Source organism: Microbacterium xylanilyticum, from assembly GCF_054654695.1.
This window is the reverse complement of record NZ_BAAIEN010000002.1, coordinates 926,696-948,999: the sequence shown is the minus strand read 5'-3', so window position 1 is coordinate 948,999 and position 22,304 is coordinate 926,696. Positions and strand designations below refer to the sequence as shown.

Below are 22,304 nucleotides of genomic sequence, written 5' to 3'. Positions count from 1 at the left end.
GATGAGCGTTGAGATCGCTTCGTCCGCGATTCGCACCCAGAACTTCCGCAAGACGCTGGGCAGGCTGGACATCGTCCTGCTGTCGATCAGCGCGATCATCGCGATCGACACCGTCGCCGCGATCGCCGCAGGCGGCGGCGCCCAGGCGTTCACCTGGACGCTCGTGATCGGCATCACCTTCCTGCTGCCGTACGCGCTCGTGGTCGCCGAGCTCGGCAGCGCGTTCCACGAGGAGGGCGGCCCCTTCGTCTGGGTGCGCCTCGCCTACGGCAAGCTCGCCGCGTCGATCTCGACGATGTTCTACTGGATCACCAACCCGCTGTGGATGGGCGGCTCGCTCGTCTTCATCTCCGCCGCCACGTGGAACGCCTACATTTCGCCGCTGCCGGACGGCTCGCCGATCGACCTGGTATTCAAGCTCGCGTTCATCTGGATCGCGATCGCCACCGCGATCATCGGCCTGCAGTACGGCAAGCACGTCGTCGCCGCGGGCGGCATCGTCAAGGTCGCGCTGCTGGTGATCTTCGTCGTGACGGTCATCGTCTACGCCGCCAAGAACGGCGTGCACGGCTACGCCGCGGGCGACTTCTCCCCCACCGTGGGCGGCTTCCTCGCGGTCACCCCGGTGATCCTGTTCGCGGTCGTCGGCTTCGAGGCCCCGAACGGCGCCGCCGAGGAGATGCGCGACCCGCAGAAGGACGTGCCCCGCGCCGTCGCGACCTCGGGCCTCGTCTCGATCCTCTGCTACCTCGTGCCGATCTTCGCGATCCTCGCGGTGCTGCCGGCGGAGAAGGTGCAGGGCGCGAGCGGCCTGCTGGACGCGTTCAAGGAGGTCTTCACCGTGTACGGTGCGGCCTCCGGCCCGCTCATGTTCATCGCCGCGCTGCTGTTCGTCTTCGTCGTGCTGACCCAGGCGAGCGCCTGGATGATCGCCTCCGACCGAGTGCAGGCCGCCGCCGGCGCCGACGGCGCGTTCTTCCGCTACTTCGGGAAGTTCTCCCCGCGGCTGGGCACCCCCGTGCGGATGAACCTGCTCTCCGGCATCGTCGCGACCGTGTTCTGCGTCGCCGCGACCCTGCTGCTCAAGGGCGACGCCGCCGACATCTTCAACGTCGTGCTGATCATCGCGATCTCGACCCTGCTGCTGTCGTACCTGGTGATCTTCCCCACGATCATCACACTCCGCAAGAAGCACCCCGACGTGCCCCGCCCGTTCCGCGTTCCCGGCGGGCGCGCGGGCCTGTGGATCTGCACCGTCGTCATCTACGCGTGGGTGCTGCTCGGCTCCTGGGTCGCGGTGTTCCCCGGCACCCTCGAGGGCCTGCTCGGCATCGACTACGACTTCCACAAGACCTGGGGCGTCGACCGCCTCACGTTCGAAGCGTTCACGATCGGCACGCTCGTGGTGATCGCCCTGCTCGCCCTCGTCGGCTACCTCTACGAGCGACGCCGCCCCGGGCATGTCGCCGCCGATCCGGCCGCCGCTTCCGCCGCCGAGGTGGACGCCCTCGCCGGCGCCGGCGGGGCGTGACCGCCGGGACCGCGTCGCCCTGCCCATCCGTCCGAACTGTTCGCCCCGAGCTGCACCGGCTCGCCCGAAGGAGAATCCGTTGAGCACCACCCCGAACGCCGTCGCGCCCGCGCACCCGCTGGATCCGCTCAGCGCCGCCGAGATCACCGCCGCACGCGACCACCTGGTCGGCGAGGGCCGGCTCGGGGAGACCGTGCGGGTCGCATACCTCTCGCTGCACGAGCCGGCCAAGGCCGCCCTCCGCGCCGGCGGACCGGTGCCGCGGCAGGCGCGCGCGATCCTGCTCGACACGGCCACCGGAGGGACGACCGACGTGCTGATCGACCTCGGCGCCGGGCGCACGATCTCGGCCGTCGACGTCGACCCCGCACTCAGCGGCCAGGCTCCCGTGCTCTTCGAGGAGTTCGAGGCCATCGAGGGGATCCTGAAGGCCGACGCGGGCTGGCAGGCCGCACTCGCCTCCCGCGGACTCGCGCCGGACGACGTGCGGGTCGCGCCGCTGTCGGCGGGCATCTTCGACTACGAGGGCGAGGAGGGCAGGCGGCTGCTGCGCGGGCTCGCCTTCGTGCAGCGCGACGCGCACGACTACGCCTGGGGGCACCCGGTCGATCAGCTGGTCGCGTTCGTCGACATGATCGAGCGGAAGGTCGTCCGGATCATCGACGACGGGCCTGCCGCGATCCCGATGGCGAACGACGACTACGAGGATCCCGAGGTCACCGGCCCGTTGCGCACCGACCTCAAGCCGCTGCACATCACGCAGCCGGAGGGGCCGAGCTTCACCCTCGACGGCAACGTGCTGCGCTGGCAGAAGTGGGACCTGCACGTCGGCTTCGACGCCCGCGAGGGCCTCGTCCTGGGCCAGATCGGCTTCGACGATCACGGGGTGCGCCGCTCGATCATCGAGCGCGCCTCGATCGCCGAGATGGTCGTGCCCTACGGGGATCCCGCGCCCTACCGCTCGTGGCAGAACTACTTCGACACCGGCGAATACCTGGTCGGGCGCGACGCGAACTCGCTCGAGCTCGGCTGCGACTGCCTCGGCGAGATCACCTACCTCTCGCCCGTCGTCGCCGACGACTTCGGCAACCCGCGGGAGATCGCTCAGGGCATCTGCATCCACGAGGAGGATTTCGGTCTGCTCTGGAAGCACACCGACGAATGGGCGCAGCACCGCTCCTCGCGCCGCCAGCGCCGACTCGTGGTGAGCTTCTTCACCACGGTCGGCAACTACGACTACGGCTTCTACTGGTACTTCTACCTGGACGGCACGATCCAGTTCGAGGCCAAGGCGACGGGCATCGTGTTCACCGCCCGCTACCCCGGCGAGGGGTACCCGTACGCGTCGCAGATCGCTCCCGGGCTGGCCGCGCCGTTCCACCAGCACCTGTTCTGCGCCCGCCTGGACATGGCCGTCGACGGCGAAGCCAACGCGGTGCACGAGCTGGATCTGCAGCGCGTGCCGCAGGGCGAGGGCAACCCGCACGGCAACGCGTTCACCCGTTCCCGCCGCGTGCTCGCTTGCGAGTCTGAAGGGCGCCGCCGCGCGGACGGCTCGCTGGGGCGGGTGTGGGAGGTCGTCAACACCGAGAAGCGCAACCACGTCGGCGAACCCGTCGCCTACACGCTGTTCCCCGAGGGTCAGCCCACTCTCGCCGCGGCGGACGGATCCTCGATCAGCCGACGCGCGGCCTTCGCGACCGAGCACCTGTGGGTCACCCGGTACGCGGAGGGCGAGCGTTACCCGGCCGGCGACTTCGTGAATCAGAGCGTGGGATCCCCGGGCCTGCCCGAGTTCCAGAAGGCGGACCGCGCGATCGATGGCGAGGACATCGTGCTGTGGCACAGCTTCGGGCTGACGCACTTCCCGCGCACCGAGGACTGGCCGATCATGCCCGTGGACTACACCGGCTTCACCCTCAAACCGACCGGCTTCTTCGATCAGAACCCCGCGCTGGACGTGCCGCCGTCACCGAGCGGGCACGCCTGCGGACACTGCGCCGAAGGCGCCTGCCACTGCTGACCTGAGGCGGCGCTGGCCGCGGCGCTCAGTGCGCCTCGGCGCCGAACAGCTCCCGGGCCAGGACCGCGACGGCCCTGGTCCGGGCAGTGGGCCGCACCCGCGCGACGCGGGCGAAGCACACGTCGAGCGCCGGCGCGTCCCCCGCGATCCGCACGGTGCGCAGTTCCCCGCCGTCGTACGTGAGCGGCGCGAGCGGCACCTGGTTCAGGATCGAGTACCCGTGGCCGCGGGCGACGAGCGACCGCACGGTCTCATAGCTGTGCGAGCTGTACCGCACCCGCGGCACCACGCCCGCAGCCTCGAGCATCCCGAGGAAGTACTCCCGCGACTGCGGAAGATCCAGCAGCACCAGTTCGGAGTCGGTGAGTTCCGTGAGCGCCACCTCGTCGCGCTCGGCGAGCGGGTGGTTCGCGGCGAGCACCACATGCGGAGGAGCAGGGAACAGCGGATCGAACGCGAGATCGTGCACCCGGCCGAAGTCGTAGACGATCCCGCCCTCGACCGCGCCCGACAGCAGCAGGTCCGTCGTGCCCTCCATGTCTGTCTCGATGATCTCGATCCGAAGCTCCGGGTGCTCCTGCTCGACCCGCGAGATCAGCCGGGGCAGGACGAACGGCGCGAGCGTGACGAAGCACGCCAGCCGCAGAGTGCCGCGCACCTGGTGGTGATGGCCGCGGACCGTGTCGGTCATCTCCTCGACCTGCGCGAGCAGCGACTGCGCATCCCTCAGCAGCTGCTCCCCCGCCTCGGTCAGCGCCAGGCCCTTGCTGCGCTGCCGCACGAAGAGCTGCACGCCCAGCGAGCGCTCCAGCTGCGCGATCGCGGTCGACACCGCCGACTGCGCCACGTGCAGATCGATCGACGCCTCGGTCATCGAGCGGTGCATGGCTGCCGTGACGAAGTACCGCAGCTGGACGAGGGTCAGATCCGCACTCTGCAGTCGTGCCATGCGGACACTGTATCAACTCATCAGATGCAGTTCTTCGGATCTGTGAAGTGTACAGATATGACGATCCTCGGAAGCATGAAGGAGCAGCAGAACCCGATGCAGTGGAGGAACGGATGTCGCACGAGGACGTGGAGGTGCTGGTCGTCGGCGCCGGCCAGGCGGGCATCGCGATGAGCGAGCACCTGGGCCGGGCGGGCGTCGAGCACCTCGTCGTGGAGCGGGAGCGCGTCGCGGAGCGCTGGCGCTCCTGGCGCTGGGACTCGCTGGTCGCGAACGGCCCCGCGTGGCACGACCGGTTCCCCGGCCTCGAGTTCGACGGGGATCCGGACGGATTCGTCGGCAAGGAGCAGGTCGCCGACTATCTCGTCGCGTACGCGGAGAAGTTCCGCGCCCCGATCCGCACGGGCGTCGAGGTGCACAGCGCGCGTCGGCACGACGGCCGGCCCGGCTTCCGCGTCGAGACGAGCGAGGGCACGATCGACGCCCGCTACCTGGTCGCCGCGACCGGACCGTTCCAGCGCCCGATCATCCCAGCCGTCGTGCCGCAGGACGCGGGGATCCACCAGCTGCACTCGAACCAGTACCGCAATCCGGCACAGCTGCCCGAGGGCGCGGTGCTCGTGGTCGGCGCCGGCTCCTCGGGCGTGCAGATCGCCGACGAGCTGCGGCGCTCCGGCCGCGAGGTCTACCTCGCCGTCGGCCCGCACGACCGCCCCCCGCGCCGTTACCGGGGCCGGGACTTCTGCTGGTGGCTCGGGGTGCTGGGCAAGTGGGACATGGCCACGCCTCCGGCCGGCGCCGAGCACGTCACCATCGCCGTGAGCGGCGCGCACGGCGGTCACACCGTCGACTTCCGCGCCCTTGCCGCCACCGGGATCACCCTGCTCGGCCGCGCCGGCACCTACGACGACGGCGTGCTCTCGATCGCACCCGATCTGCGCGCGAACATCGCCGCGGGCGACGCGAACTACCTGTCGGTGCTGCGGGAGGCCGACGCGTACGTGGAGCGCAACGGGCTGGATCTGCCCGAAGAGCCCGAGGCGCACGTCATCGGCCCGGATCCGGAGAGCGTCACGAACCCGATCCTCTCGCTCGATCTGAAGGCGGCGGGCGTCACCAGCATCGTGTGGGCCACCGGGTTCGCACTGGACTACTCGTGGCTGCAGATTGACCCGGCGGCGTTCGACGAGCGCGGTCGCCCGCGCCACCAGCGCGGAGTGTCCGCCGAACCCGGTGTCTATTTCCTCGGCCTGCCGTGGCAGTCCCGCCGCGGATCCAGCTTCCTCTGGGGTGTCTGGCACGACGCCCGCTACATCGCCGATCAGATCGGCATCCAGCGCGGCTACGCCGCGTACCACCCCGCGCCCGCCCTCGCAGAGACTGGAATCGCCTGATGCCCACGCACACCCGTATCCGCCCGTTCAACACCAAGGTCACCTACCCGGAGCAGAACCTCGACAACGATCTCTGCCAGGCGGTCGTCGCCGGCGGTGTGGTGTATCTGCGCGGCCAGATCGGCCAGGACCTGGAGACGCGCGAGTCGGTCGGCATCGGCGACGTCGAGGCGCAGGCGGAGAAGGCGATGGCGAACATCGCGATGCTGCTCGAGGAGGCCGGATCCTCGCTCGAGGACATCGTCAAGGTCGTCGTCTACATCATCGACCCGCGCTACCGGGAGACCGTCTACCGCGTCATGGGCCGCTGGCTCAAGGGGGTCTTCCCGGTCTCGACCGGCCTCGTGGTGAGCGCGCTGGCCCGCCCGGAGTGGCTCGTCGAGATCGACGCCACCGCGGTGATCTCGAGTCCCGCCGACCGCGGGTCCGCCGCCGAGGGCGAGGCCGCATGATGACCTTCTCGATCGTCGCCCGCGACGAGACCGGCGCCTTCGGGTCCGCGATCTCGTCCTCCTCCCCCGCCGTCGCAGCGCGCTGCGTGCACCTGGCCGACGGCGTCGGCGCGGTCAATTCGCAGAACGTCACGGATCCTCGTCTCGGCCCGATCCTGCTCGACGCTCTGCGCGACGGCGCCTCGGCAGCCGACGCCCTCGACGCCGTGACCGCCGCAACCCCGCACATCGCATTCCGCCAGCTGCTCGTCGTGGACGCGCAGGGCGGCTCGGCCGTGTACTCGGGCGAGCGGGCGCTCGGCACCGTGGGCGCGGCCCGAGGAGCGGGCGTGGCCGCGGGCGGCAACATGCTCGCCTCGAGCGAGATCCCGCAGCTCATGGTCGATGCGTTCGCGGCCGCCGAGGGCGACCTGGAGCGGCGCCTGCTCGCGGCCGTGCAGGCCGCCGTCGCCGCGGGCGGCGAGGAGGGCCCGGTGCACTCCGCCGGCCTCTCGGTCGTGCGCGACGCCGGCTGGCGGGTCACCGATCTGCGCGTGGACTGGACGGAGGGCGACCCGATCGCCGAGCTCGGCGACCTGCTCAAGGTGTGGCTGCCGCAGCGCGACGACTACGTGACCCGCGGGATCGACCCGTCCGCGGCGCCGAGCTACGGGGTGCCCGGCGATGAGTGACCTCGCTGCGGGCTTCGACGTCGCCGTGCTCAAGGCCGCCGCGGATGCGACCGTCGCTGCGGCCGCGGCCGACCTGATCCGCCTCTCGGAGACCCTGCACGCGAACCCTGAGACCGCGTGGCAGGAGCATCGGGCCGCCGCGTGGGTCGGCGAGGCCCTCGCTGCCGGCGGGTTCCGCGTGACGCCCGGATACCTCGGCCTGGAGACAGCGCTGCTCGCCGAGACCGGCTCAGGTTCCACAGTGATCGGGATCATGGCCGAGTACGACGCGCTGCCCGGGCTCGGGCACGCGTGCGGACACAACCTCATCGCCGCGAGCGCGGTCGGTGCGGGCCTCGCGCTCGCCCCGCTCGCCGACGCGCTCGGGATCACTGTGAGGGTCTACGGCACCCCCGCCGAGGAGGGTGGCGGCGGCAAGATCGAGCTGATCGAGACCGGTGCCTTCCGGGACCTCGACCTCGCGATGATGGTGCACCCCGCGCCGGTCGACGTCGCCGAGGCACGGCCGTTCGCGGTCTCGCACAGCCACATCGCGTACGACGGGGTGTCGGCGCACGCCGCCGCCTACCCCGACCAGGGCGTCAACGCGAACGACGCGTTCCTCGTCGCCCAGGTCGCGATCGGGCTGCTCCGCCAGCAGCTCCCCGCCGACACCCGCGTGCACGGCGTGCAGACCGTGGGCGGGTACGCCCCGAACGCGATCCCGGAGCGCACCGAGGGCCGCTGGTACGTCCGGGCGAACTCGCTCGCCGAGCTCGAGGTGCTCGAGGAGCGCGTGAACCGCTGCTTCGAGGCCGGGGCGCTCGCTTCGGGCGCGACGCTCAGCATCACGCCCGAGAGCAAGCCGTACTCGGAGTTCCGCACCGACGAGCGGGCCCTGGACTTCTACCGGACCAACGCTCTCGCCCGTGGCCGCGCGTTCGCGGATCCCGAGGTCGCCGGCCGGATGAACCGGGCCTCGACCGACATGGGCAACGTGTCGCAGCTCGTCCCCGCGATCCACCCGTACATCGGCGTGGATTCGCTCCCGTACGGCAACCACCAGAAGGAGTTCGCCGCCGCCTGCGTCGGACCCGTCGCCGAGAAGGCGCTGATCGACGCCGCCGTCCTCATGGCCTGGACCGCGATCGATGTCGTCGCGGAGAACGCGAAGGCCCCGAACGCTCAGAGCCCGAACGCTCAGAAGGAGAGTGCCGTATGACCGCCATCGACTGGACCGCGCGCAGCCGCGAGCTCACCATCGACGGACGCGCCGTGATCGACGGCCGTCGCGTCGACGCCTCCGACGCCGGGACCATCGCCGTGCACAGCCCCGGATCCCTCGCGCACCTCGCCGACCTCGCCGCGGGCACGCCCGACGACGTCGACCGCGCGGTCGCGATCGCCCGGCGCGCGTTCGAGGAGGGGTCGTGGAGCCGTCGCAGCGCCGCCGACCGCGGGAAGGCCCTGATCCGCCTGGCCGACCTGATGATGGCGCACCTCGAGGAGCTCGCCCTGCTCGAGACCCTCGACTCCGGCAAGCCGATCGCCCAGACCCTGACCGTCGACGTGCCCGGCGCCGCCGAGACGTTCCGCTGGTACGGCGAGCTCGCCGACAAGCGGTTCGACGAGATCCCGGCGACGCCGCCCGGTGCGACCGCGCTCGTGCGCCGCGTGCCGCTCGGTGTCGTGGGGGCGATCACGCCGTGGAATTACCCCCTCGAGATCGCGGCGTGGAAGCTCGCCCCGGCCCTGGCGAGCGGCAACAGCGTCGTGCACAAGCCCGCCACCGAGACGTCGCTGACTGCGCTGCGGCTCGCCGATCTGGCGCTCGAGGCGGGAATCCCCGCCGGCGTGCTCAACGTCGTGCCGGGACGGGGATCCGTGGTGGGCGAGCGCATCGCGCTGCACCCGGACATCGACGTACTCGCGTTCACCGGCTCGACAGCGGTCGCGAAGCAGCTCATGGTCAGCGCGGGCAACTCGAACATGAAGCGGGTCGCGCTCGAAGCAGGCGGGAAGAGCTCGAACCTCGTGTTCGCCGATGCCGACCTCGAGGCGGCCGCGGCGAAGGCGGCGTTCGGCGCGTTCTACAACCAGGGCCAAGTGTGCTCGGCGAACTCGCGGATCCTCGTCGAGCGCTCCGTGCACGACGAGTTCGTGGCTCTGCTCGCCGCCGCGGCGCGGGGGTACGCTCCGAGCGACCCGCTCTCGGGCGCCGACGGCAATGGCAGCCTGATCAGCCGTGCACACGCCGACGAGGTCTCCGCCGCGATCGCAAAGGCGGCCACGGACGGCGATCTGGTGGCGGGCGGCGATCGCGTGACGATCACCGGTTCCGACGCATACCTGCGCCCCGCGATCGTGACCGGCCTCGGCGCCGACCACGACCTGCACCGCGTGGAGGTGTTCGGCCCGCTGGTCGCCGTGCTCGGTTTCGACGACGAGGACGAGGCCGTCCTCCTCGCGAACGACACGGAGTACGGTCTGGCTGCCTCGCTCTGGACGACCGACTTTGGCCGCGCCCATCGCGTCTCGGAGCGCCTCGTCGCCGGCACCGTGTCGGTCAACACCGTCGACGCGCTGGGCCTCACCACGCCGTTCGGCGGATTCCGCCAGTCCGGGTTCGGCCGCGATCTGTCGCGGCACGCGCTGGACAACTACACGGATTGGAAGACCACCTGGTTCCAGCACGGGTGAGCACCTCGATGACCGCTCTCGCGAGGCACGTCCCCGCCGCCCGCGCGGCCCCCGGGCGGGCCGTCGCCCGATGGGCCGCGTTCCTCGTCACCCTGGGGTGCGCCGCCGCGCACATCGCGCTGCTGCTGCGCGGCCCGTCCGTGTTCACCGTCGTGATGACACTTCTCTCGTCGTTGTGCGTGGCCTGCCTGGCACCGGGCCGCCGTCCGCTGTACCCCGGCGCCTGGGGTGCCGCGATGGTCATGTCGGCGGGGATGATGCTGCTCCACATCCGCTCCGGCGGCGGCATGGACGGCCATGCGCATGCCGGGCTCGCTGCGACGGCCGGCCTCGACGGTCTCCCCGGTGTGGCGCTCCTGCTCAACGGCGTCGAGCTAGCCCTGCTGATGGGTGTCGTCATCGCGATCGGGGTGCTGCGGCGCCTGTCCGCCGACAGCGGAAGCGGATCCGTCAACATCGATTGACACGTCGGTCTCACGTCAACAAGCATTGACATGAGGAGGCCTTCATGATGAAGACGGCGAACGATCTGGATCCCCTCGGCGAACCCCTCGCCGAGCTGCATCGGCTGGTGGCGGAGCGACGCGAGATCGCCCGCGCCGAGGAGGTGCAGGTGCGCCGCGCCCGCGCCGCCGGCTATTCCTGGCAGGCGATCGCGAGCGCACTGGGCACCACCCGGCAGGCGGCGCACCGCCGGTTCGGCCGCCGCTGACGCTCGCACGCTTGGGTCAGCCGATCGAGTCGCCGGCCCAGCGCAGCACGCGCAGCGCCCGCAGGGTGACCCAGCGGCTCGGGAAGCCCTCGAACTCGCCCTCCATCGCGAACGACGTCGGCCCCTCGTGGGTGTTCTCCAGCAGCCACGAACCGTCGGGGCGGCGCTTGGACCGCAGCAGTGCGAGCGCTTCGGCGCAGCGGTCGTCGCCCTCGGGGCGGGTCTGCCGGAAGTAGTCGAGCGCGCGCAGCACGTCGTAGTACCAGCGCACCGGGTAGGACGTCATCGTGAATCGCGGGTCGATGACCTCGCCCGTGGTGCGCCGACGGAACAGGTGCCGCTCCAGCAGGTACTCCTCGCCGGCGACCCGGGCTCGACGCACGTCCTGGGATCCGCCGGCGGCCTGCTCCCACGCCCACAGACCCTCGAGCACGCAGATCGTGGAGTGGAACGAGGAGACGGTCGCGCCGTGGTCGTCCCAGCAGTTCCAGCCTCCGTCTGCGAGCTGGCCCGCGAGGAGCTTCGCCAGCACGATCTCGCCCGGCTCGCCGAAGTAGGCGGCGTTGCTCAGCACCACGCCGTTCACGCAGGCCTCGGTCTCGCCCTCGAAGTAGCTCCCGCCACCGTCGATGTCCCACCGCACCCGCTCGCGCAGGAGGCGCACCGCGTCGCGCACCCGGTCGTCCACCGGATCCACGCCGTACTCGACCAGCTGCTGCACGCTGAAGTGCGTCGCCGTCCAGGCGTCGTACATCGGACGGTCCGGATCGACCCAGCCGGGGCGGTAGACACCGCCATCCCACAGCCCGTCCTCCGTCTGCAGCGCCAGCAGCCGCGCACCCCAGCCTTCGTCCGCCACCCGGGCGCGCTCCGTCGCCACCGCGTCCGGCGCGGCGTCGGTCAGATCCCGCATCGCCTGCCAGCGGATCGCGGGGTCGCCCTGCAGCAGGTACTCGAAGACGTCCATAGTGCGACGCTACTCGTACGCACACTCCGCACGAGAGCGAGCCCAGCCGAAACAACTGCCCGGCTCAGAAGGGTGGTGGGTCGGTGGTGCGGAATCGCGTGGGTGTGGTGACTTCGACGGTGCGGTCTTCTCGGCTGCGGTAGATCATCCGGGTGCGGTGGTTGCGGGTGTGGTCCGCCGGGCACAGCGGACGCAGGTTGCTGATGTCGGTGGCGCCGCCGCGTGCCCACATGCGTTCGTGGTCGAGGTCGGCGTCGATGGCGAGCCGGGTGCAGCCGTCGCGGGCGCAGGTGCCGTGCTGCAGCACCAGCCAGTCCCGCTGCGCTTTCGTGGGCCGGTACGTGCGGCGGTCCATATCGAGCACGATCCCCCGGACCGGGTCCGTGATCACCCGGCGGAACCCGGTCGCGTCGAAGAACGCCTGCCGGGCGGTGGCCGCATCGATCGGCCCGTGCCCGACCAGCTGCGCTTCAGTGGCCGACGCGGCCGGGTTGCCGGACGCGACCGCGTGGACGGCGGCGGCCGGGGCCGCGTCGCCGGCAACCCTGCCGGCAGCGGGACCGAACCCCGAAACCGGGGCCCTCCCGCAGCCGCAGCCGGCACCGGTGAGCAGCCTGACCGGAATCGTGACGAACACGGTCGTGGTCACCGCCTTGTCCGTGCCGGCACCGGTGAGCCAGTCGCAGAACAGATCCGCGCGGATCTGATCCCGGGTCCGACCTTCCCGCTGGTCCTTCTGCAGATGCTTCGCGGCCGAGGTGAGCCGGCGTTTGATCGCGACCGCCTTCACCGTCGGAACCAGCGCCATCAGCCAGGTCATCCCGTCATCGGACTCCTCGAGCACGACGCGCCGATCAACCATCCCGCGGGCATGCTGCCGCTCCGCCGGAGTCGGATCCAACCGAGCCACGAGCACCTTCAGCCGCCGCCGGAACGCACCGACCGGCAGATGCAGCGCCCACCCCGAAGCCGCGCGATCCACCAGTCCGATCGCCTCCGCCACATACTCCCGCGCCGCCGCATCCGCGCCGTCCGGAGCCCGCAACCGCAGCGCGGCCCCGACGGCGGCTTCCACGAACCGCAGCCCGACCAGGCCGTCCCGCGCGTGTTCCCACAGCAGCGGCAGGTGCTCCCGGGCGGTCTCCGCGGTGCACAGCAGCGACCGCACCTCGTTCTCCGAGACCTGCAGCCTGAGTGCGATGTCGAACACCACCGCCCGCACCGCATGACCGAGATCATCCGGGCGGTCGCCGACCGTGTAGATCTCCGGATGCCGACGCGTCAGCGCGACCGCCTCCACGATCCCCTCCGCCCGCGCCGCGGCGCGCCGGTTGATCGCGACGTCATCCTCCTGCAACCGATCCAGCAGCACCCGCGCGACCACATCCTCGCCCACGACCTCACGCACACCCGCATCGCGCGGATCCGGAATCGTGGTGGAAGAGGCCATGCCCCAGTTTAGCACTTATGTTCGAAGAACGGGAGAGCGGAACCGCAGAATGCCGCGGAATCTCACGGGGATCCTCCGCAGGCGATGGCATGCTCAGCCCGATATGCCGAAAGACGAACGCGGCGGCAGGATGCCGGGGACCACTCAGCTTTTCGTCCCTGGCATCCCGCCGCCGCGGGTCTTGGTGGATCCGGCTCCCGCCCGTTCTGGGCGAGGAGCCGGATCACGTCTCGATGGATCAGGCGTTCGCGAGGCGGTAGCGCAGCGACGCGAGCTCGCTCGACAGCGCGGCCGGCAGGCGGTCGCCGAAGGTCGCGAAGAACTCCTCGGTGGCGTCGGCCTCGCGGCTCCACGACTCCGGGTCCACGCTGAACAGCTCGGCCAGATCCTCCTCGGTCACCTGCGCACCCTCGAGGTTCAGGTCCTCGATCTTCGGCAGACGCCCGATCGGGCTGTCGACGGCGTCGACCTCGCCCTCGATGCGACGGATGATCCAGTCGATGACGCGGGCGTTGTCGCCGAAGCCGGGCCACAGGAACCGGCCGTCGGCACCGCGGCGGAACCAGTTGACCTGGAAGATCCGCGGAGCCTTGTCGAAGCGGACCGCGCGACCCATCTTCAGCCAGTGCGCGAAGTAGTCGCCCATGTTGTAACCGCAGAACGGGAGCATCGCGAACGGGTCGCGGCGGAGCTCGCCGACCGTGCCCTCAGCCGCGGCTGTGCGCTCGGACGAGATGGTCGCGCCGAGGAACACGCCGTGGCTCCAGTCCGTCGCCTCGACGACGAGCGGGACGTTGGTGGCGCGGCGGCCTCCGAAAAGGATCACGTCGAGCGGCACGCCCTCCGGGTCCTCCCAGTCCTCCGCGATCTGCGGGCACTGCGCGGCGGACACGGTGAAGCGGGAGTTCGGGTGCGCTGCGGGGCGGCCGGAGTCCGGCGTCCACGGGTTGCCCTCCCAGTCGATGAGGTGCGCGGGCGCCTCGTCGGTCAGGCCCTCCCACCACACGTCGCCGTCCGGGCGCAGCGCCACGTTCGTGAAGATGGTGTTGCCCCAGAGGGTCTCCACCGCCGTGACGTTCGTGGACTCGCCGGTGCCGGGAGCGACGCCGAAGAACCCGGCCTCGGGGTTGATCGCGCGCATGCGTCCGTCCGCACCCGGACGGATCCAGGTGATGTCGTCGCCGAGCGTCTCGACCTTCCAGCCCGGGATCGTCGGGCGCAGCATGGCGAGGTTGGTCTTGCCGCAGGCCGACGGGAACGCGGCAGCAACGTGGTAGGCCTTGCCCTCGGGCGAGATCACGCGGATGAGCAGCATGTGCTCGGCCATCCACCCCTCGTCGCGGGCGAGCACCGAGGCGATGCGCAGCGCGAAGCACTTCTTGGCGAGGATGGCGTTGCCTCCGTAGCCGGATCCGTAGGACCACACCTCGAGCGTCTCGGGGAAGTGCACGATCCACTTGTCGTCGTTGCAGGGCCAGGTGGTGTCCGCCTCGCCGGGCGCGAGCGGCGCGCCGACCGAGTGCACCGTGCGCACCCACGGGGCACCCTCCGCGATCTCGCGCGCGACGGCGGTGCCGACCCGGGTCATGATGCCGATCGAGACGACCGCGTACGCGCTGTCGGTGATCTGCACGCCGATCTGCGAGATCGGGCCGCCCACGGGTCCCATCGAGAACGGCACGACGTACATCGTGCGTCCGCGCATGGATCCCTCGAAGAGATCGGTCATCTTCGCGTGCATCTCGGCGGGGTCCGCCCAGTTGTTCGTGGGGCCGGCGTCGATCTCCTTCTCCGAGGCGATGAAGGTGCGCGCCTCGGTCCGGGCGACGTCGCTGGGGTGCGAGCGGGCGAGGTAGGAGCCCGGGCGCCATTCCGGGTTGAGCTTGATGAGCTTGCCCTCATCGACGAGCTCGTGCAGCAGGGCGTCGTTCTCGGCGACGGATCCGTCGACCCAGTGCACGCGGTCGGGCTGGGTCAGGGCGCGGATCTCCTCGACCCACGCGGTGAGCGCGGCGAAGGCCGGCGTGTCGTACTCGGGGGCCGCACCGTACTCGCGCACGGGTGCGAGGGGGGAGGTCCGCGGGGTGGACGTCTCGGCGATAGCCATTGGTCTGCTCCTTAAAGAGTGGGGCGATACAGCCATTCTGAACGGCTAAACGTCACTCTTCCGGCGATATCCAGGTGCAAGAAGTGAAATTCTTTCGCTAGGATCAAAAGCATGGCTTCAGGACTCGAGCTCACCACCCTCGGACATCGCATCAGACACCACCGCACCCGCAGCGGCATGACGCTCGACGAACTCGGCGCCGCCGTCGGAGTCGCCGGATCCCAGCTCAGCCTCATCGAGAACGGCAAGCGCGAGCCGAAGCTCTCCCTGCTGCAGGCGATCGCCGACGCGACGGGCACCGAGGTGAGCGACCTCATCTCCGGCGAGCCGCCGAACCGGCGCGCGGCCCTGGAGATCGAACTGGAACGCGCTCAGTCGAGCTCGGTGTTCCGCCAGCTCGGCATCGCGCCGGTGCGGGTGACGAAGGGCATGCCGGACGAGACGATCGAGTCGATCCTGGGCCTGCACCGCGAGCTGCACCGCCGCGAGCGGGAGGCGATCGCCACCCCGGAGGAGGCACGCCGCGCGAACACCGAGCTACGCCTGAAGATGCGCGCGCTCGACAACCACCTGCCCGAGATCGAGGCGCTCGCGGAGAAGCAGCTGAAGGCGGCGGGGCACACCACCGGGGCGCTCACCCACCGGACCGTGAGCATCATGGCGGAGCAGCTCGGCTTCGAGCTGATCTACGTCGACGACCTGCCGCACTCCACCCGCTCGGTCACCGATCTGGAACACGGCCGGATCTACCTGCCGCCCGCCTCGATCCCCGGCGGTCATGGCCTGCGGTCCATGGCGCTGCAGGCGATGGCCCATCGGCTCCTCGGGCACACCCCGCCCACGGACTACGCCGACTTCCTGCAGCAGCGCCTGGAGATCAACTACTACGCGGCGTGCTGCCTCATCCCGGAGACCGCGGGCGTCGCGTTCCTGCAGCAGGCGAAGAAGGACCGCAACCTCGCCGTGGAGGACTTCCGCGACGCGTTCGGCGTGACCCACGAGGCGGCCGGCATGCGCATGACCAACCTCATGACCACGCACCTCGACATGCGCCTGCACTTCCTGCGCGTTGACGAGTCGGGCGCCCTCACCCGCGTGTATGAGAACGACGACCTGCCGCTGCCGATGGACGTCACCGGTTCCGTCGAGGGTCTCACGGTGTGCCGCAAGTTCTCGGCTCGCGCCGCGTTCAGTCAGCGCAACCGCACCACCGAGCACTACCAGTACACCGACACCCCGTCCGGCACCTTCTGGTGCTCCACCCAGACCGGATCCACCGACGGCGGCGGCTTCTCGATCACGGTCGGCGTGCCGTTCGACGACGCCCGCTGGTGGCGCGGCCGGGAGACCACCGACCGTGCGCAGTCCACCTGCCCCGACGAGGCGTGCTGCCGCCGTCCTCCGGCCGCGATCGCGGAGCGGTGGAGCAGCAAGGCGTGGCCGAGCGCGCGCGTGCACACGCACATGTTCTCGCCGCTCCCCCGCGGCGCGTTCCCGGGCGTGGACGACAACGAGGTGTACGCGTTCCTCGACCGGCACGCCGGGCAGTAGCGTTGCCCGCGTGTCAGTGCGCGGACACGAAGTCCGCGTAGCGGCGCATCGCCGCGGCGACGGCGGCGGGATCCGGACCCGTGCCGGTCTCGGTGGCGAAGAGCTCCGGCACGGGGTCGTCGCGATGCCGGCCGACCGCGGCGGAGTGCATCCAGGCGCCCACGATGCGGCCCGCGGCGAGCAGGCTCGCCCGCACCATCCCGTTCTTGCCGGGCCCGATGAGCGCCATGCTCTCGGGGGATGCCACGGGCGTGCGGTCGGCGTAGGAGATGTAGTACTCGTCGAACATCGGCAGCGCCAGCACGGCGGCGTCATCGGCTCCTGCCGCGCGATGCGGGCGCGCGGCGCCGACGAACACGCCCTCGGCCTGCTCCGTGACGCGCTCCCGCCCGCGCTCCGCGGCCTCGCGCGCCGCCGTGATCGGCAGGCCGGACCACCACGCGAAGTCTTCCGCGGTGGCTGGGCCGTGCCCGTCGACGTAGCGGACGAAGAGCTCCGCGAGCGGATCCGCGGGCGGCGGCGTCTCGGGGATCCAGTCCTCCGCCAGCACGAACAGCTGCTCGCGCGACACCGCGTCGTCGCGATGCACCACCGGCCCTTGGACGAGGATGCCGCGCACGTCGAGCGCGTAGATCAGGTGCACGCCGCGCTGCCCCGAGGGGTCGACGCCGATGCCGGCGAGGTCGTCGAACAGCTGCGCCCTGGTGCGGCCGCCGTCGCGAGCCGCTCCCGGAACGTCTTCTCGACGCGGGCGATGAGGGCCCCGTCGATCCCGAGCTGGCGATGGCGCGCGGCGGCCTGGCGGAACTGCCGTTCCCCGGTCACCGACAGCACCCAGCGCACGTCCTCGGCCGGGACGATGTGCAGCGTCCCCCGCATGGTGTGTGTGCGGACCAGCGCGCCGCGGGCGAACGCGGCGTCGACAGCCGTAAGCGTGGGCGCCCCCGCCGAGCGGATGCCCAGGGCCCACCGCCCCGCCAGGAACTCCTGCGCCTGCACGGCGAGCATGTGCCGGGCGGCGGCCACCGGGGTGCGGGCGGGGGCGGTGAGCCGGTGCGAGCGCAGCCGCTCGCGCAGGAGTGCCGTCATGGCTCCATGATGCCGTGAGGCGCCGACATGCGGTCCCCGCATCGCCCCGGAACCGGCGGGATCCGATGAGTTCCCTATGACCGCGCTCAAGGGAGCCGATTCTTGGACTTCTCTGTCAGAACGGCGCCGACGATGGTGCCATGGCAACGCTCAGCACCCTCGCCCCGGCACCTCGACCGCTCAGCGCGCCGGCGCGCCGGCTGCGGCCGACCCTGTGGCGACTGTCCGCGGTGACCCTGATCTGGGCGACCAGCCTGTTCGTGCTCGCGCTGTGGGTGAGCGGCGCCGGGATCCAGTCGCTGCTGGCCTTCGACGGCGACACGCTCACGACCCTCGGGCGCCTGACCGGTCTGGTCTCGGCGAACCTGCTGCTGTACCAGGTGCTGCTCATGGCGCGCGTGCCCGTGTTCGAGCACGGGTTCGGGCGGGACGGCATCACGCGCCTCCACCGCCTCGTCGGGTTCTGGTCGTTCTGGCTGCTGATGGCGCACCTGGTGCTCATCACGGCCGGATATGCGGTCACCTCGCACACCGACGTGCTCGTGCAGGCATGGGACTTCGTGTGGGACTACCCGGGCATGCTGCTGGCGACCGCCGGCACGGCGCTGCTGATCCTCGTCGTCGTGACCTCGATCCGCCGCGCCCGCCGCCGGCTGCGGTACGAGTCATGGCACCTGCTGCATCTTTACGGCTACCTGGGCGTGGGACTGGCGATCCCGCACATGCTGTGGACCGGCGCCGACTTCACCGCCTCCGCGGGCGCGACCATGTACTGGTGGGGACTGTGGGCCGTCACCGCCGCGTGCGTGCTGTGGTTCCGCGTGGCCGTGCCGCTGATCCGCAGCGCGCGTCATGGCCTGCGGGTGGTCGCGGTCTCCCGCGACGGTCAGGACGGCGTGTCCGTCCGCGTCGCCGGGCGCGACGTGCACCGGCTGCGCGCCCGGGCCGGGCAGTTCTTCATCTGGCGCTTCCTGGACGGACCGGGTTGGACGCGCGGGCACCCGTTCTCGCTCGCCGCGGATCCGGCGGGCAGCGAGCTGGTCATCTCCGCGCGCCGGGTCGGCGACGGCACGGATCGCCTCGCCGAGCTCCGCCCCGGCACCCGGGTCATGGTCGAGGGCCCCTACGGGCACATGACCGGCGAGCGCAGGAGCGGATCCCGGCTGCTCATGCTCGGCGCGGGGGCCGGCGTCGCGCCGCTCGTCGCCCTTCTGGAATCCGAGCTCTACGCGCCGGGCGAGGCGATCCTCGTGACCCGCGACCACTCCGCGGGGCACGGCCTGCGCCGCGCGGAGATCGACCGCCTCGTGCTGGCCCGCGGAGTCGTGCACTACACGCTGCACGGCCGCCGCGCCGCGGGCGGCACGAGCTGGGTGCCCGCGACTCATGCGCAGTGGGACGGCGCCCGGCTGCTGCAGCGCATCGCCGGGGATCTGTCCGCGTACGACGTGTACCTGTGCGGACCGATCCCGTGGATGCAGAGCATCCGCCGCGACCTCCGCCGGGCGGGCGTCGACGCCTCCCGCATCCACAGCGAGGCCTTCGCCGTCTGAGCGACCGACCGGCCCGACCCGACCAGGAGAGAGCATCATGAAGAAGATCGTCTACGGCATCCTCGCCACCATCACGGGCCTGGTGCTGCTGTTCAGCTACCGCACCTCGCTGGAAGCCGTGGCGCCCGCAGCGAGCGCGGCCACGACCAGGAACACGGCCGGCAGCACGTCGACCGGCTCCGCAGCGGGATCGACGTCGAGCGGATCGTCGGGATCAGGATCCACGGGATCCGGATCCACGGCGTCCGGATCCACGGCGTCCGGATCCGCTTCCGGGACGACGACCTCGACGGGGCTCAAGGACGGCACGTTCACGGGCCAGGCGGCCGACACCCGCTACGGTGCCGTGCAGGTCGCGATCACGGTCTCCGGCGGGCAGATCACCGATGTGGCGGTGCCGCAGTATCCCAACACGGAGCGCCGTGACGAGGAGATCAACGCGCAGGCGCTCCCGATCCTCATCGACGAGACGAAGAGCGCGCAGTCCGCCCAGATCGACATGGTGTCCGGCGCCACCTTCACCTCCGACGGCTACACCCAGTCGCTGCAGAGCGCGATCGACCAGGCGAAGGCATGAGCGTGCCCGCCGCGGTGTCCGGCAGCCGTTCCGGCACGCCCGCTCCCGCACGTCCCGCCGCCCCGCACCGGCAGGTGCGCACCGCAGAACTCATGGGCACGGTGGCGAGTGTGCACGTGCTCACCGTCGACCGCTCCCCCGCGCCCGCACTCGCAGTCCGGATCTCCGCGGCGCAGGATGCCGCGATCGCCCAGCTCCACGAGATCGATGCGCTGTTCTCGCCGTTCCGCCCGGACTCCCAGATCTCGCTGCTGCGCGCCGGCGAGCTGCGCGCAGGCGACGCCGACCCGCGCATCGCAGAGGTCGCGGAGGCGTGCGCACGGCTCGCCGAGGCCAGCGGCGGCCGCTTCGACGCGCACCGGCAGGGATGGTTCGACCCGACCGGCTACGTCAAGGGGTGGGCCGTCGAACGCGCCGCCGTGCGGCACCTCGCGCCGCTTCTCTCGGAGCCGGGGGTGGTCGCCGTGGCGCTCTCCGCGGGCGGCGACATGCAGCTGCTCACCGCGGCGGACGCCGACTGGACGTGGAGCATCGGCATCGCGGACCCCCACCGCGCCGGCGAGCTGCGCGCGCGGATACCCCTGCGCGAGGGCGCGGTCGCGACGTCCGGGCCTTCCGAGCGCGGTGCGCACATCGTCGATCCGCGCACGGGCGCCGCCGTGGCGGACGCCCCGACCGCGACGGTGATCGCGGACCGGCTGAGCGACGCCGACGCCTGGGCGACCGTCGCCGTGGTCGCCGGGTTCGACGACCTGACCTGGCTGCGCGCGGCGCCCGACTGCTCGGGGATGCTGATCGCGCCCGACGGCCGGATCCGCCGCTGGACGCACGGCGTGGAGGTCGTCGCCGCCGAGGATCCGGGTCCCTGCGCTCCTCGGTGAGCGCGGGGCGCCGACGGGCGGCCGCCGTCAGTGCGCGCCCGGCGCGACGGGGAGCCGCAGCAGGAACGTCGTGCCCTCCGCAGAGGAGCGCTCCACGGCGACCGAGCCGCCGTAGCGGGTCGCCATGTCGCGGACCAGCGCGAGCCCCAGCCCGAACCCCCGACGCCGCCCGGTCTCCGGTCCGCGGGCGAAGCGGGTGAAGATGCGCTCGCGCTCCGCCTCCGGCACGCCGGGGCCGCGGTCGGCGACGCGCAGCTCGGCGCTGCCGTGTCCCGCGCCGTGGCCGGGGACGAGCGACAGGTCCACGGCGGTGCCGACCGGCGCATGCTGCACGGCGTTGTCGAGGAGCGCCGTGCAGAGCCGGGTCAGGGTTACGGCGGGTACGGCGACCGCGATGCCCGGGGCGAGCTCCGCCCGCAGCTCCACGCCCGCGCTCTCGGCGATCGGGCGGACCAGCTCGAGGGCCGAGCGCGCCGCGTCGGCCGCGTCCGTGGTCGCCGTCTCCACCGGCCCCTGGTCGGCCTGGGCGGCGAGCAGCAGCTCCGTGAGGATCGCATCCATGGCGGCGGTGTCCCCCCGCAGGCGCTCCAGCGCGTCCTCGATGCCCTCGCCGCGCGCCACACGGCGCTGCAGTATCTGCACGCGACTCGAGAGCGCCGTCAGCGGTGTTCGCAGCTCGTGGCTCGCGTCGGCCACGAAGTCGCGCTGCGCACGCAGCGCCGTCTCCAGCGGCGCCACCGCGCGCCGGGCCGTCAACCAGGCGATGACACCGAGCAGCGCGACGCCGATCGCGCCCAGCACGATCACCCAGGGCAGCACCCGGTCGACGTCCACGACGATGTGGTCCGGGTTCGCCCCGAGAGCGCCGGCGCGGAACCGGTCCGGCCGGCCGCCGTCGTCGTCCTGCGGGCGCGATGTCGAGAGGATCACGGCGACGAGGATCCCGACGCCCGCCGCCATCACGAACGCCGAGGCGACGCCGGTCCACACGCCGATCTGACGCGCGGACCGGCGCACGCGCTCGCGGTCGGCCGAGGCGCTCACGCCGGATTCCCCGCGCGATAGCCGCGCCCGCGCACGGTGTCGATCATCTCCGGCGTGGTCTTGCGCCGGATGTAGTGCACGTAGGTGTCGACCGTGCCGATCCCGTCGGCCGAGGTGAACACGCCGCGGAGGATCTCCTCGCGGCTGAACACGCGCTCCGGACTCGCGGACAGGAACTCGAGGAACGCGGACTCGGTCGCCGTGAGGGAGACGCGTGCTCCGGTCGGCGAATGCAGCACCCAGGAGTCCGGGATGAAGGTCCACTCGCCGATCGACCGCCGCCGCCCCTGCGCCTCGAAGCCCCGCCGCAGGGCGCGCAGGCGCGCCAGGAGCTCGTCGAAGTCGAACGGCTTCGTGAGGTAGTCGTTCGCCCCCGCGTCCAGTCCCTCGACGCGGTCCGGAACCGCGCCGAGGGCCGTCAGCATGAGCACCGGTGTGGTGATCCGCGCCGTGCGGACCGCCTCGACGAGACTCGCCCCGTCCAGACCCGGAAGCCGCCGATCCACGAGCATCACGTCGTAGCGCTCGTCCAGTGCGCGGCGCAGCGCGACCTGCCCGTCGGTCACGTGATCGACGGCGTAGGTCTCGCCGAGCACCTCGAGGGTCATCTCGGCGATGTCGGCGTCGTCCTCCACATAGAGCAGCCGCGGCCGGGTGTCGATCATGCGGGCCTC

19 protein-coding genes and 1 pseudogene are annotated in these 22,304 nt (G+C 71.6%); 13 read left to right on the top strand and 7 right to left on the bottom strand.

Going from position 1 to position 22,304, the window contains the following annotated elements; all coding sequences use genetic code 11:
* The first annotated feature begins 1 nt into the window (after window position 1).
* Window positions 2-1,531, top strand: a complete 1,530-nt coding sequence (locus tag ACYQ1L_RS05040; RefSeq protein WP_460003150.1) for an APC family permease — start codon at window positions 2-4, stop codon at window positions 1,529-1,531.
* 79 nt (window positions 1,532-1,610) lie between these two features.
* The gene (locus ACYQ1L_RS05035) at window positions 1,611-3,554 is read left to right on the top strand and encodes a primary-amine oxidase (RefSeq protein WP_460003149.1); all 1,944 of its coding nucleotides are present in this window, start codon (window positions 1,611-1,613) and stop codon (window positions 3,552-3,554) included.
* Window positions 3,555-3,579: 25 nt separating this feature from the next.
* Here ACYQ1L_RS05035 and ACYQ1L_RS05030 read toward each other — a convergent pair whose 3' ends face one another.
* Window positions 3,580-4,503: a LysR substrate-binding domain-containing protein gene (locus ACYQ1L_RS05030; protein ID WP_460003148.1), complete on the bottom strand. Its 924-nt coding sequence runs from the start codon at window positions 4,501-4,503 to the stop codon at window positions 3,580-3,582.
* Window positions 4,504-4,616: 113 nt separating this feature from the next.
* Here ACYQ1L_RS05030 and ACYQ1L_RS05025 point away from each other — a divergent pair, with 113 nt between their 5' ends.
* The 7 genes from ACYQ1L_RS05025 to ACYQ1L_RS04995 are packed head-to-tail and all read left to right on the top strand — an operon-like array spanning window position 4,617 to window position 10,411.
* Window positions 4,617-5,897: a flavin-containing monooxygenase gene (locus ACYQ1L_RS05025; RefSeq protein ID WP_460003147.1), complete on the top strand. Its 1,281-nt coding sequence runs from the start codon at window positions 4,617-4,619 to the stop codon at window positions 5,895-5,897.
* Window positions 5,897-6,349: a RidA family protein gene (locus ACYQ1L_RS05020; protein WP_460003146.1), complete on the top strand. Its 453-nt coding sequence runs from the start codon at window positions 5,897-5,899 to the stop codon at window positions 6,347-6,349. The genes ACYQ1L_RS05025 and ACYQ1L_RS05020 overlap by 1 nt, the downstream gene beginning before the upstream one ends.
* A complete protein-coding gene (locus ACYQ1L_RS05015) occupies window positions 6,346-7,020 on the top strand; it encodes a DUF1028 domain-containing protein (protein ID WP_460003145.1) in 675 nt (224 codons plus the stop codon). Before ACYQ1L_RS05020 ends, ACYQ1L_RS05015 begins: the two co-directional genes overlap by 4 nt.
* The gene (locus ACYQ1L_RS05010; RefSeq protein ID WP_460003144.1) at window positions 7,013-8,221 is read left to right on the top strand and encodes a M20 family metallopeptidase; all 1,209 of its coding nucleotides are present in this window, start codon (window positions 7,013-7,015) and stop codon (window positions 8,219-8,221) included. The genes ACYQ1L_RS05015 and ACYQ1L_RS05010 overlap by 8 nt, the downstream gene beginning before the upstream one ends.
* Entirely contained in the window at window positions 8,218-9,699 is a 1,482-nt protein-coding gene (locus ACYQ1L_RS05005) for an aldehyde dehydrogenase family protein (RefSeq protein WP_460003143.1), read from the top strand. Before ACYQ1L_RS05010 ends, ACYQ1L_RS05005 begins: the two co-directional genes overlap by 4 nt.
* An 8-nt stretch (window positions 9,700-9,707) precedes the next feature.
* A complete protein-coding gene (locus tag ACYQ1L_RS05000; protein ID WP_460003142.1) occupies window positions 9,708-10,163 on the top strand; it encodes a hypothetical protein in 456 nt (151 codons plus the stop codon).
* A gap of 44 nt (window positions 10,164-10,207) precedes the next feature.
* The gene (locus ACYQ1L_RS04995) at window positions 10,208-10,411 is read left to right on the top strand and encodes an AsnC family protein (RefSeq protein ID WP_460003141.1); all 204 of its coding nucleotides are present in this window, start codon (window positions 10,208-10,210) and stop codon (window positions 10,409-10,411) included.
* Between the two features lie 16 nt (window positions 10,412-10,427).
* Here ACYQ1L_RS04995 and ACYQ1L_RS04990 read toward each other — a convergent pair whose 3' ends face one another.
* From ACYQ1L_RS04990 to ACYQ1L_RS04980, 3 genes are all read right to left on the bottom strand, one after another.
* Window positions 10,428-11,378 (bottom strand): hypothetical protein, encoded by a 951-nt coding sequence (locus ACYQ1L_RS04990; protein ID WP_460003140.1) that lies wholly within the window; start codon window positions 11,376-11,378, stop codon window positions 10,428-10,430.
* A gap of 64 nt (window positions 11,379-11,442) precedes the next feature.
* Window positions 11,443-12,828, bottom strand: coding sequence for an HNH endonuclease signature motif containing protein (locus tag ACYQ1L_RS04985; RefSeq protein WP_460003139.1), 1,386 nt, complete (start codon window positions 12,826-12,828; stop codon window positions 11,443-11,445).
* A 238-nt stretch (window positions 12,829-13,066) separates the two neighbouring features.
* Window positions 13,067-14,935, bottom strand: coding sequence for a phosphoenolpyruvate carboxykinase (GTP) (locus ACYQ1L_RS04980; RefSeq protein WP_460003138.1), 1,869 nt, complete (start codon window positions 14,933-14,935; stop codon window positions 13,067-13,069).
* Window positions 14,936-15,046: 111 nt separating this feature from the next.
* On the opposite strand from ACYQ1L_RS04980, the gene ACYQ1L_RS04975 reads away from it, so the two are divergent.
* Window positions 15,047-16,486, top strand: coding sequence for a helix-turn-helix domain-containing protein (locus ACYQ1L_RS04975; protein ID WP_159576615.1), 1,440 nt, complete (start codon window positions 15,047-15,049; stop codon window positions 16,484-16,486).
* A 13-nt stretch (window positions 16,487-16,499) separates the two neighbouring features.
* Here ACYQ1L_RS04975 and ACYQ1L_RS04970 read toward each other — a convergent pair.
* Window positions 16,500-17,494, bottom strand: a pseudogene (locus ACYQ1L_RS04970) (winged helix DNA-binding domain-containing protein).
* A 221-nt stretch (window positions 17,495-17,715) separates the two neighbouring features.
* Here ACYQ1L_RS04970 and ACYQ1L_RS04965 point away from each other — a divergent pair.
* Genes ACYQ1L_RS04965 through ACYQ1L_RS04955 form a run of 3 tightly spaced genes read left to right on the top strand, consistent with a single transcriptional unit; the run spans window position 17,716 to window position 20,586 of the window.
* Window positions 17,716-19,128, top strand: coding sequence for a ferredoxin reductase family protein (locus tag ACYQ1L_RS04965; RefSeq protein ID WP_460003137.1), 1,413 nt, complete (start codon window positions 17,716-17,718; stop codon window positions 19,126-19,128).
* A gap of 37 nt (window positions 19,129-19,165) precedes the next feature.
* On the top strand, window positions 19,166-19,705 hold the full coding sequence (locus ACYQ1L_RS04960; protein WP_460003136.1) for an FMN-binding protein: 540 nt from the start codon (window positions 19,166-19,168) through the stop codon (window positions 19,703-19,705).
* On the top strand, window positions 19,702-20,586 hold the full coding sequence (locus ACYQ1L_RS04955; RefSeq protein WP_460003135.1) for an FAD:protein FMN transferase: 885 nt from the start codon (window positions 19,702-19,704) through the stop codon (window positions 20,584-20,586). The genes ACYQ1L_RS04960 and ACYQ1L_RS04955 overlap by 4 nt, the downstream gene beginning before the upstream one ends.
* 27 nt (window positions 20,587-20,613) lie before the next feature.
* Here the strand turns inward: ACYQ1L_RS04955 and ACYQ1L_RS04950 are convergent, their stop codons facing one another.
* Both ACYQ1L_RS04950 and ACYQ1L_RS04945 read right to left on the bottom strand, forming a co-directional pair.
* Window positions 20,614-21,630: a sensor histidine kinase gene (locus ACYQ1L_RS04950; RefSeq protein ID WP_460003134.1), complete on the bottom strand. Its 1,017-nt coding sequence runs from the start codon at window positions 21,628-21,630 to the stop codon at window positions 20,614-20,616.
* On the bottom strand, window positions 21,627-22,295 hold the full coding sequence (locus ACYQ1L_RS04945) for a response regulator transcription factor (protein ID WP_460003133.1): 669 nt from the start codon (window positions 22,293-22,295) through the stop codon (window positions 21,627-21,629). Before ACYQ1L_RS04945 ends, ACYQ1L_RS04950 begins: the two co-directional genes overlap by 4 nt.
* Window positions 22,296-22,304 lie beyond the last annotated feature (9 nt).

Bases quoted from the DNA above. Each gene is read 5' to 3' on its own strand.
- ACYQ1L_RS05040 (WP_460003150.1), top strand. From the start codon at position 2: ATGAGCGTTGAGATCGCTTCGTCCGCGATTCGCACCCAGAACTTCCGC.
- ACYQ1L_RS05030 (WP_460003148.1), bottom strand. From the start codon at position 4,503: ATGGCACGACTGCAGAGTGCGGATCTGACCCTCGTCCAGCTGCGGTAC.
- ACYQ1L_RS05025 (WP_460003147.1), top strand. From the start codon at position 4,617: ATGTCGCACGAGGACGTGGAGGTGCTGGTCGTCGGCGCCGGCCAGGCG.
- ACYQ1L_RS05020 (WP_460003146.1), top strand. From the start codon at position 5,897: ATGCCCACGCACACCCGTATCCGCCCGTTCAACACCAAGGTCACCTAC.
- ACYQ1L_RS05015 (WP_460003145.1), top strand. From the start codon at position 6,346: ATGATGACCTTCTCGATCGTCGCCCGCGACGAGACCGGCGCCTTCGGG.
- ACYQ1L_RS05010 (WP_460003144.1), top strand. From the start codon at position 7,013: ATGAGTGACCTCGCTGCGGGCTTCGACGTCGCCGTGCTCAAGGCCGCC.
- ACYQ1L_RS05005 (WP_460003143.1), top strand. From the start codon at position 8,218: ATGACCGCCATCGACTGGACCGCGCGCAGCCGCGAGCTCACCATCGAC.
- ACYQ1L_RS05000 (WP_460003142.1), top strand. From the start codon at position 9,708: ATGACCGCTCTCGCGAGGCACGTCCCCGCCGCCCGCGCGGCCCCCGGG.
- ACYQ1L_RS04995 (WP_460003141.1), top strand. From the start codon at position 10,208: ATGATGAAGACGGCGAACGATCTGGATCCCCTCGGCGAACCCCTCGCC.
- ACYQ1L_RS04990 (WP_460003140.1), bottom strand. From the start codon at position 11,378: ATGGACGTCTTCGAGTACCTGCTGCAGGGCGACCCCGCGATCCGCTGG.
- ACYQ1L_RS04985 (WP_460003139.1), bottom strand. From the start codon at position 12,828: ATGGCCTCTTCCACCACGATTCCGGATCCGCGCGATGCGGGTGTGCGT.
- ACYQ1L_RS04980 (WP_460003138.1), bottom strand. From the start codon at position 14,935: ATGGCTATCGCCGAGACGTCCACCCCGCGGACCTCCCCCCTCGCACCC.
- ACYQ1L_RS04975 (WP_159576615.1), top strand. From the start codon at position 15,047: ATGGCTTCAGGACTCGAGCTCACCACCCTCGGACATCGCATCAGACAC.
- ACYQ1L_RS04965 (WP_460003137.1), top strand. From the start codon at position 17,716: ATGGCAACGCTCAGCACCCTCGCCCCGGCACCTCGACCGCTCAGCGCG.
- ACYQ1L_RS04960 (WP_460003136.1), top strand. From the start codon at position 19,166: ATGAAGAAGATCGTCTACGGCATCCTCGCCACCATCACGGGCCTGGTG.
- ACYQ1L_RS04955 (WP_460003135.1), top strand. From the start codon at position 19,702: ATGAGCGTGCCCGCCGCGGTGTCCGGCAGCCGTTCCGGCACGCCCGCT.
- ACYQ1L_RS04945 (WP_460003133.1), bottom strand. From the start codon at position 22,295: ATGATCGACACCCGGCCGCGGCTGCTCTATGTGGAGGACGACGCCGAC.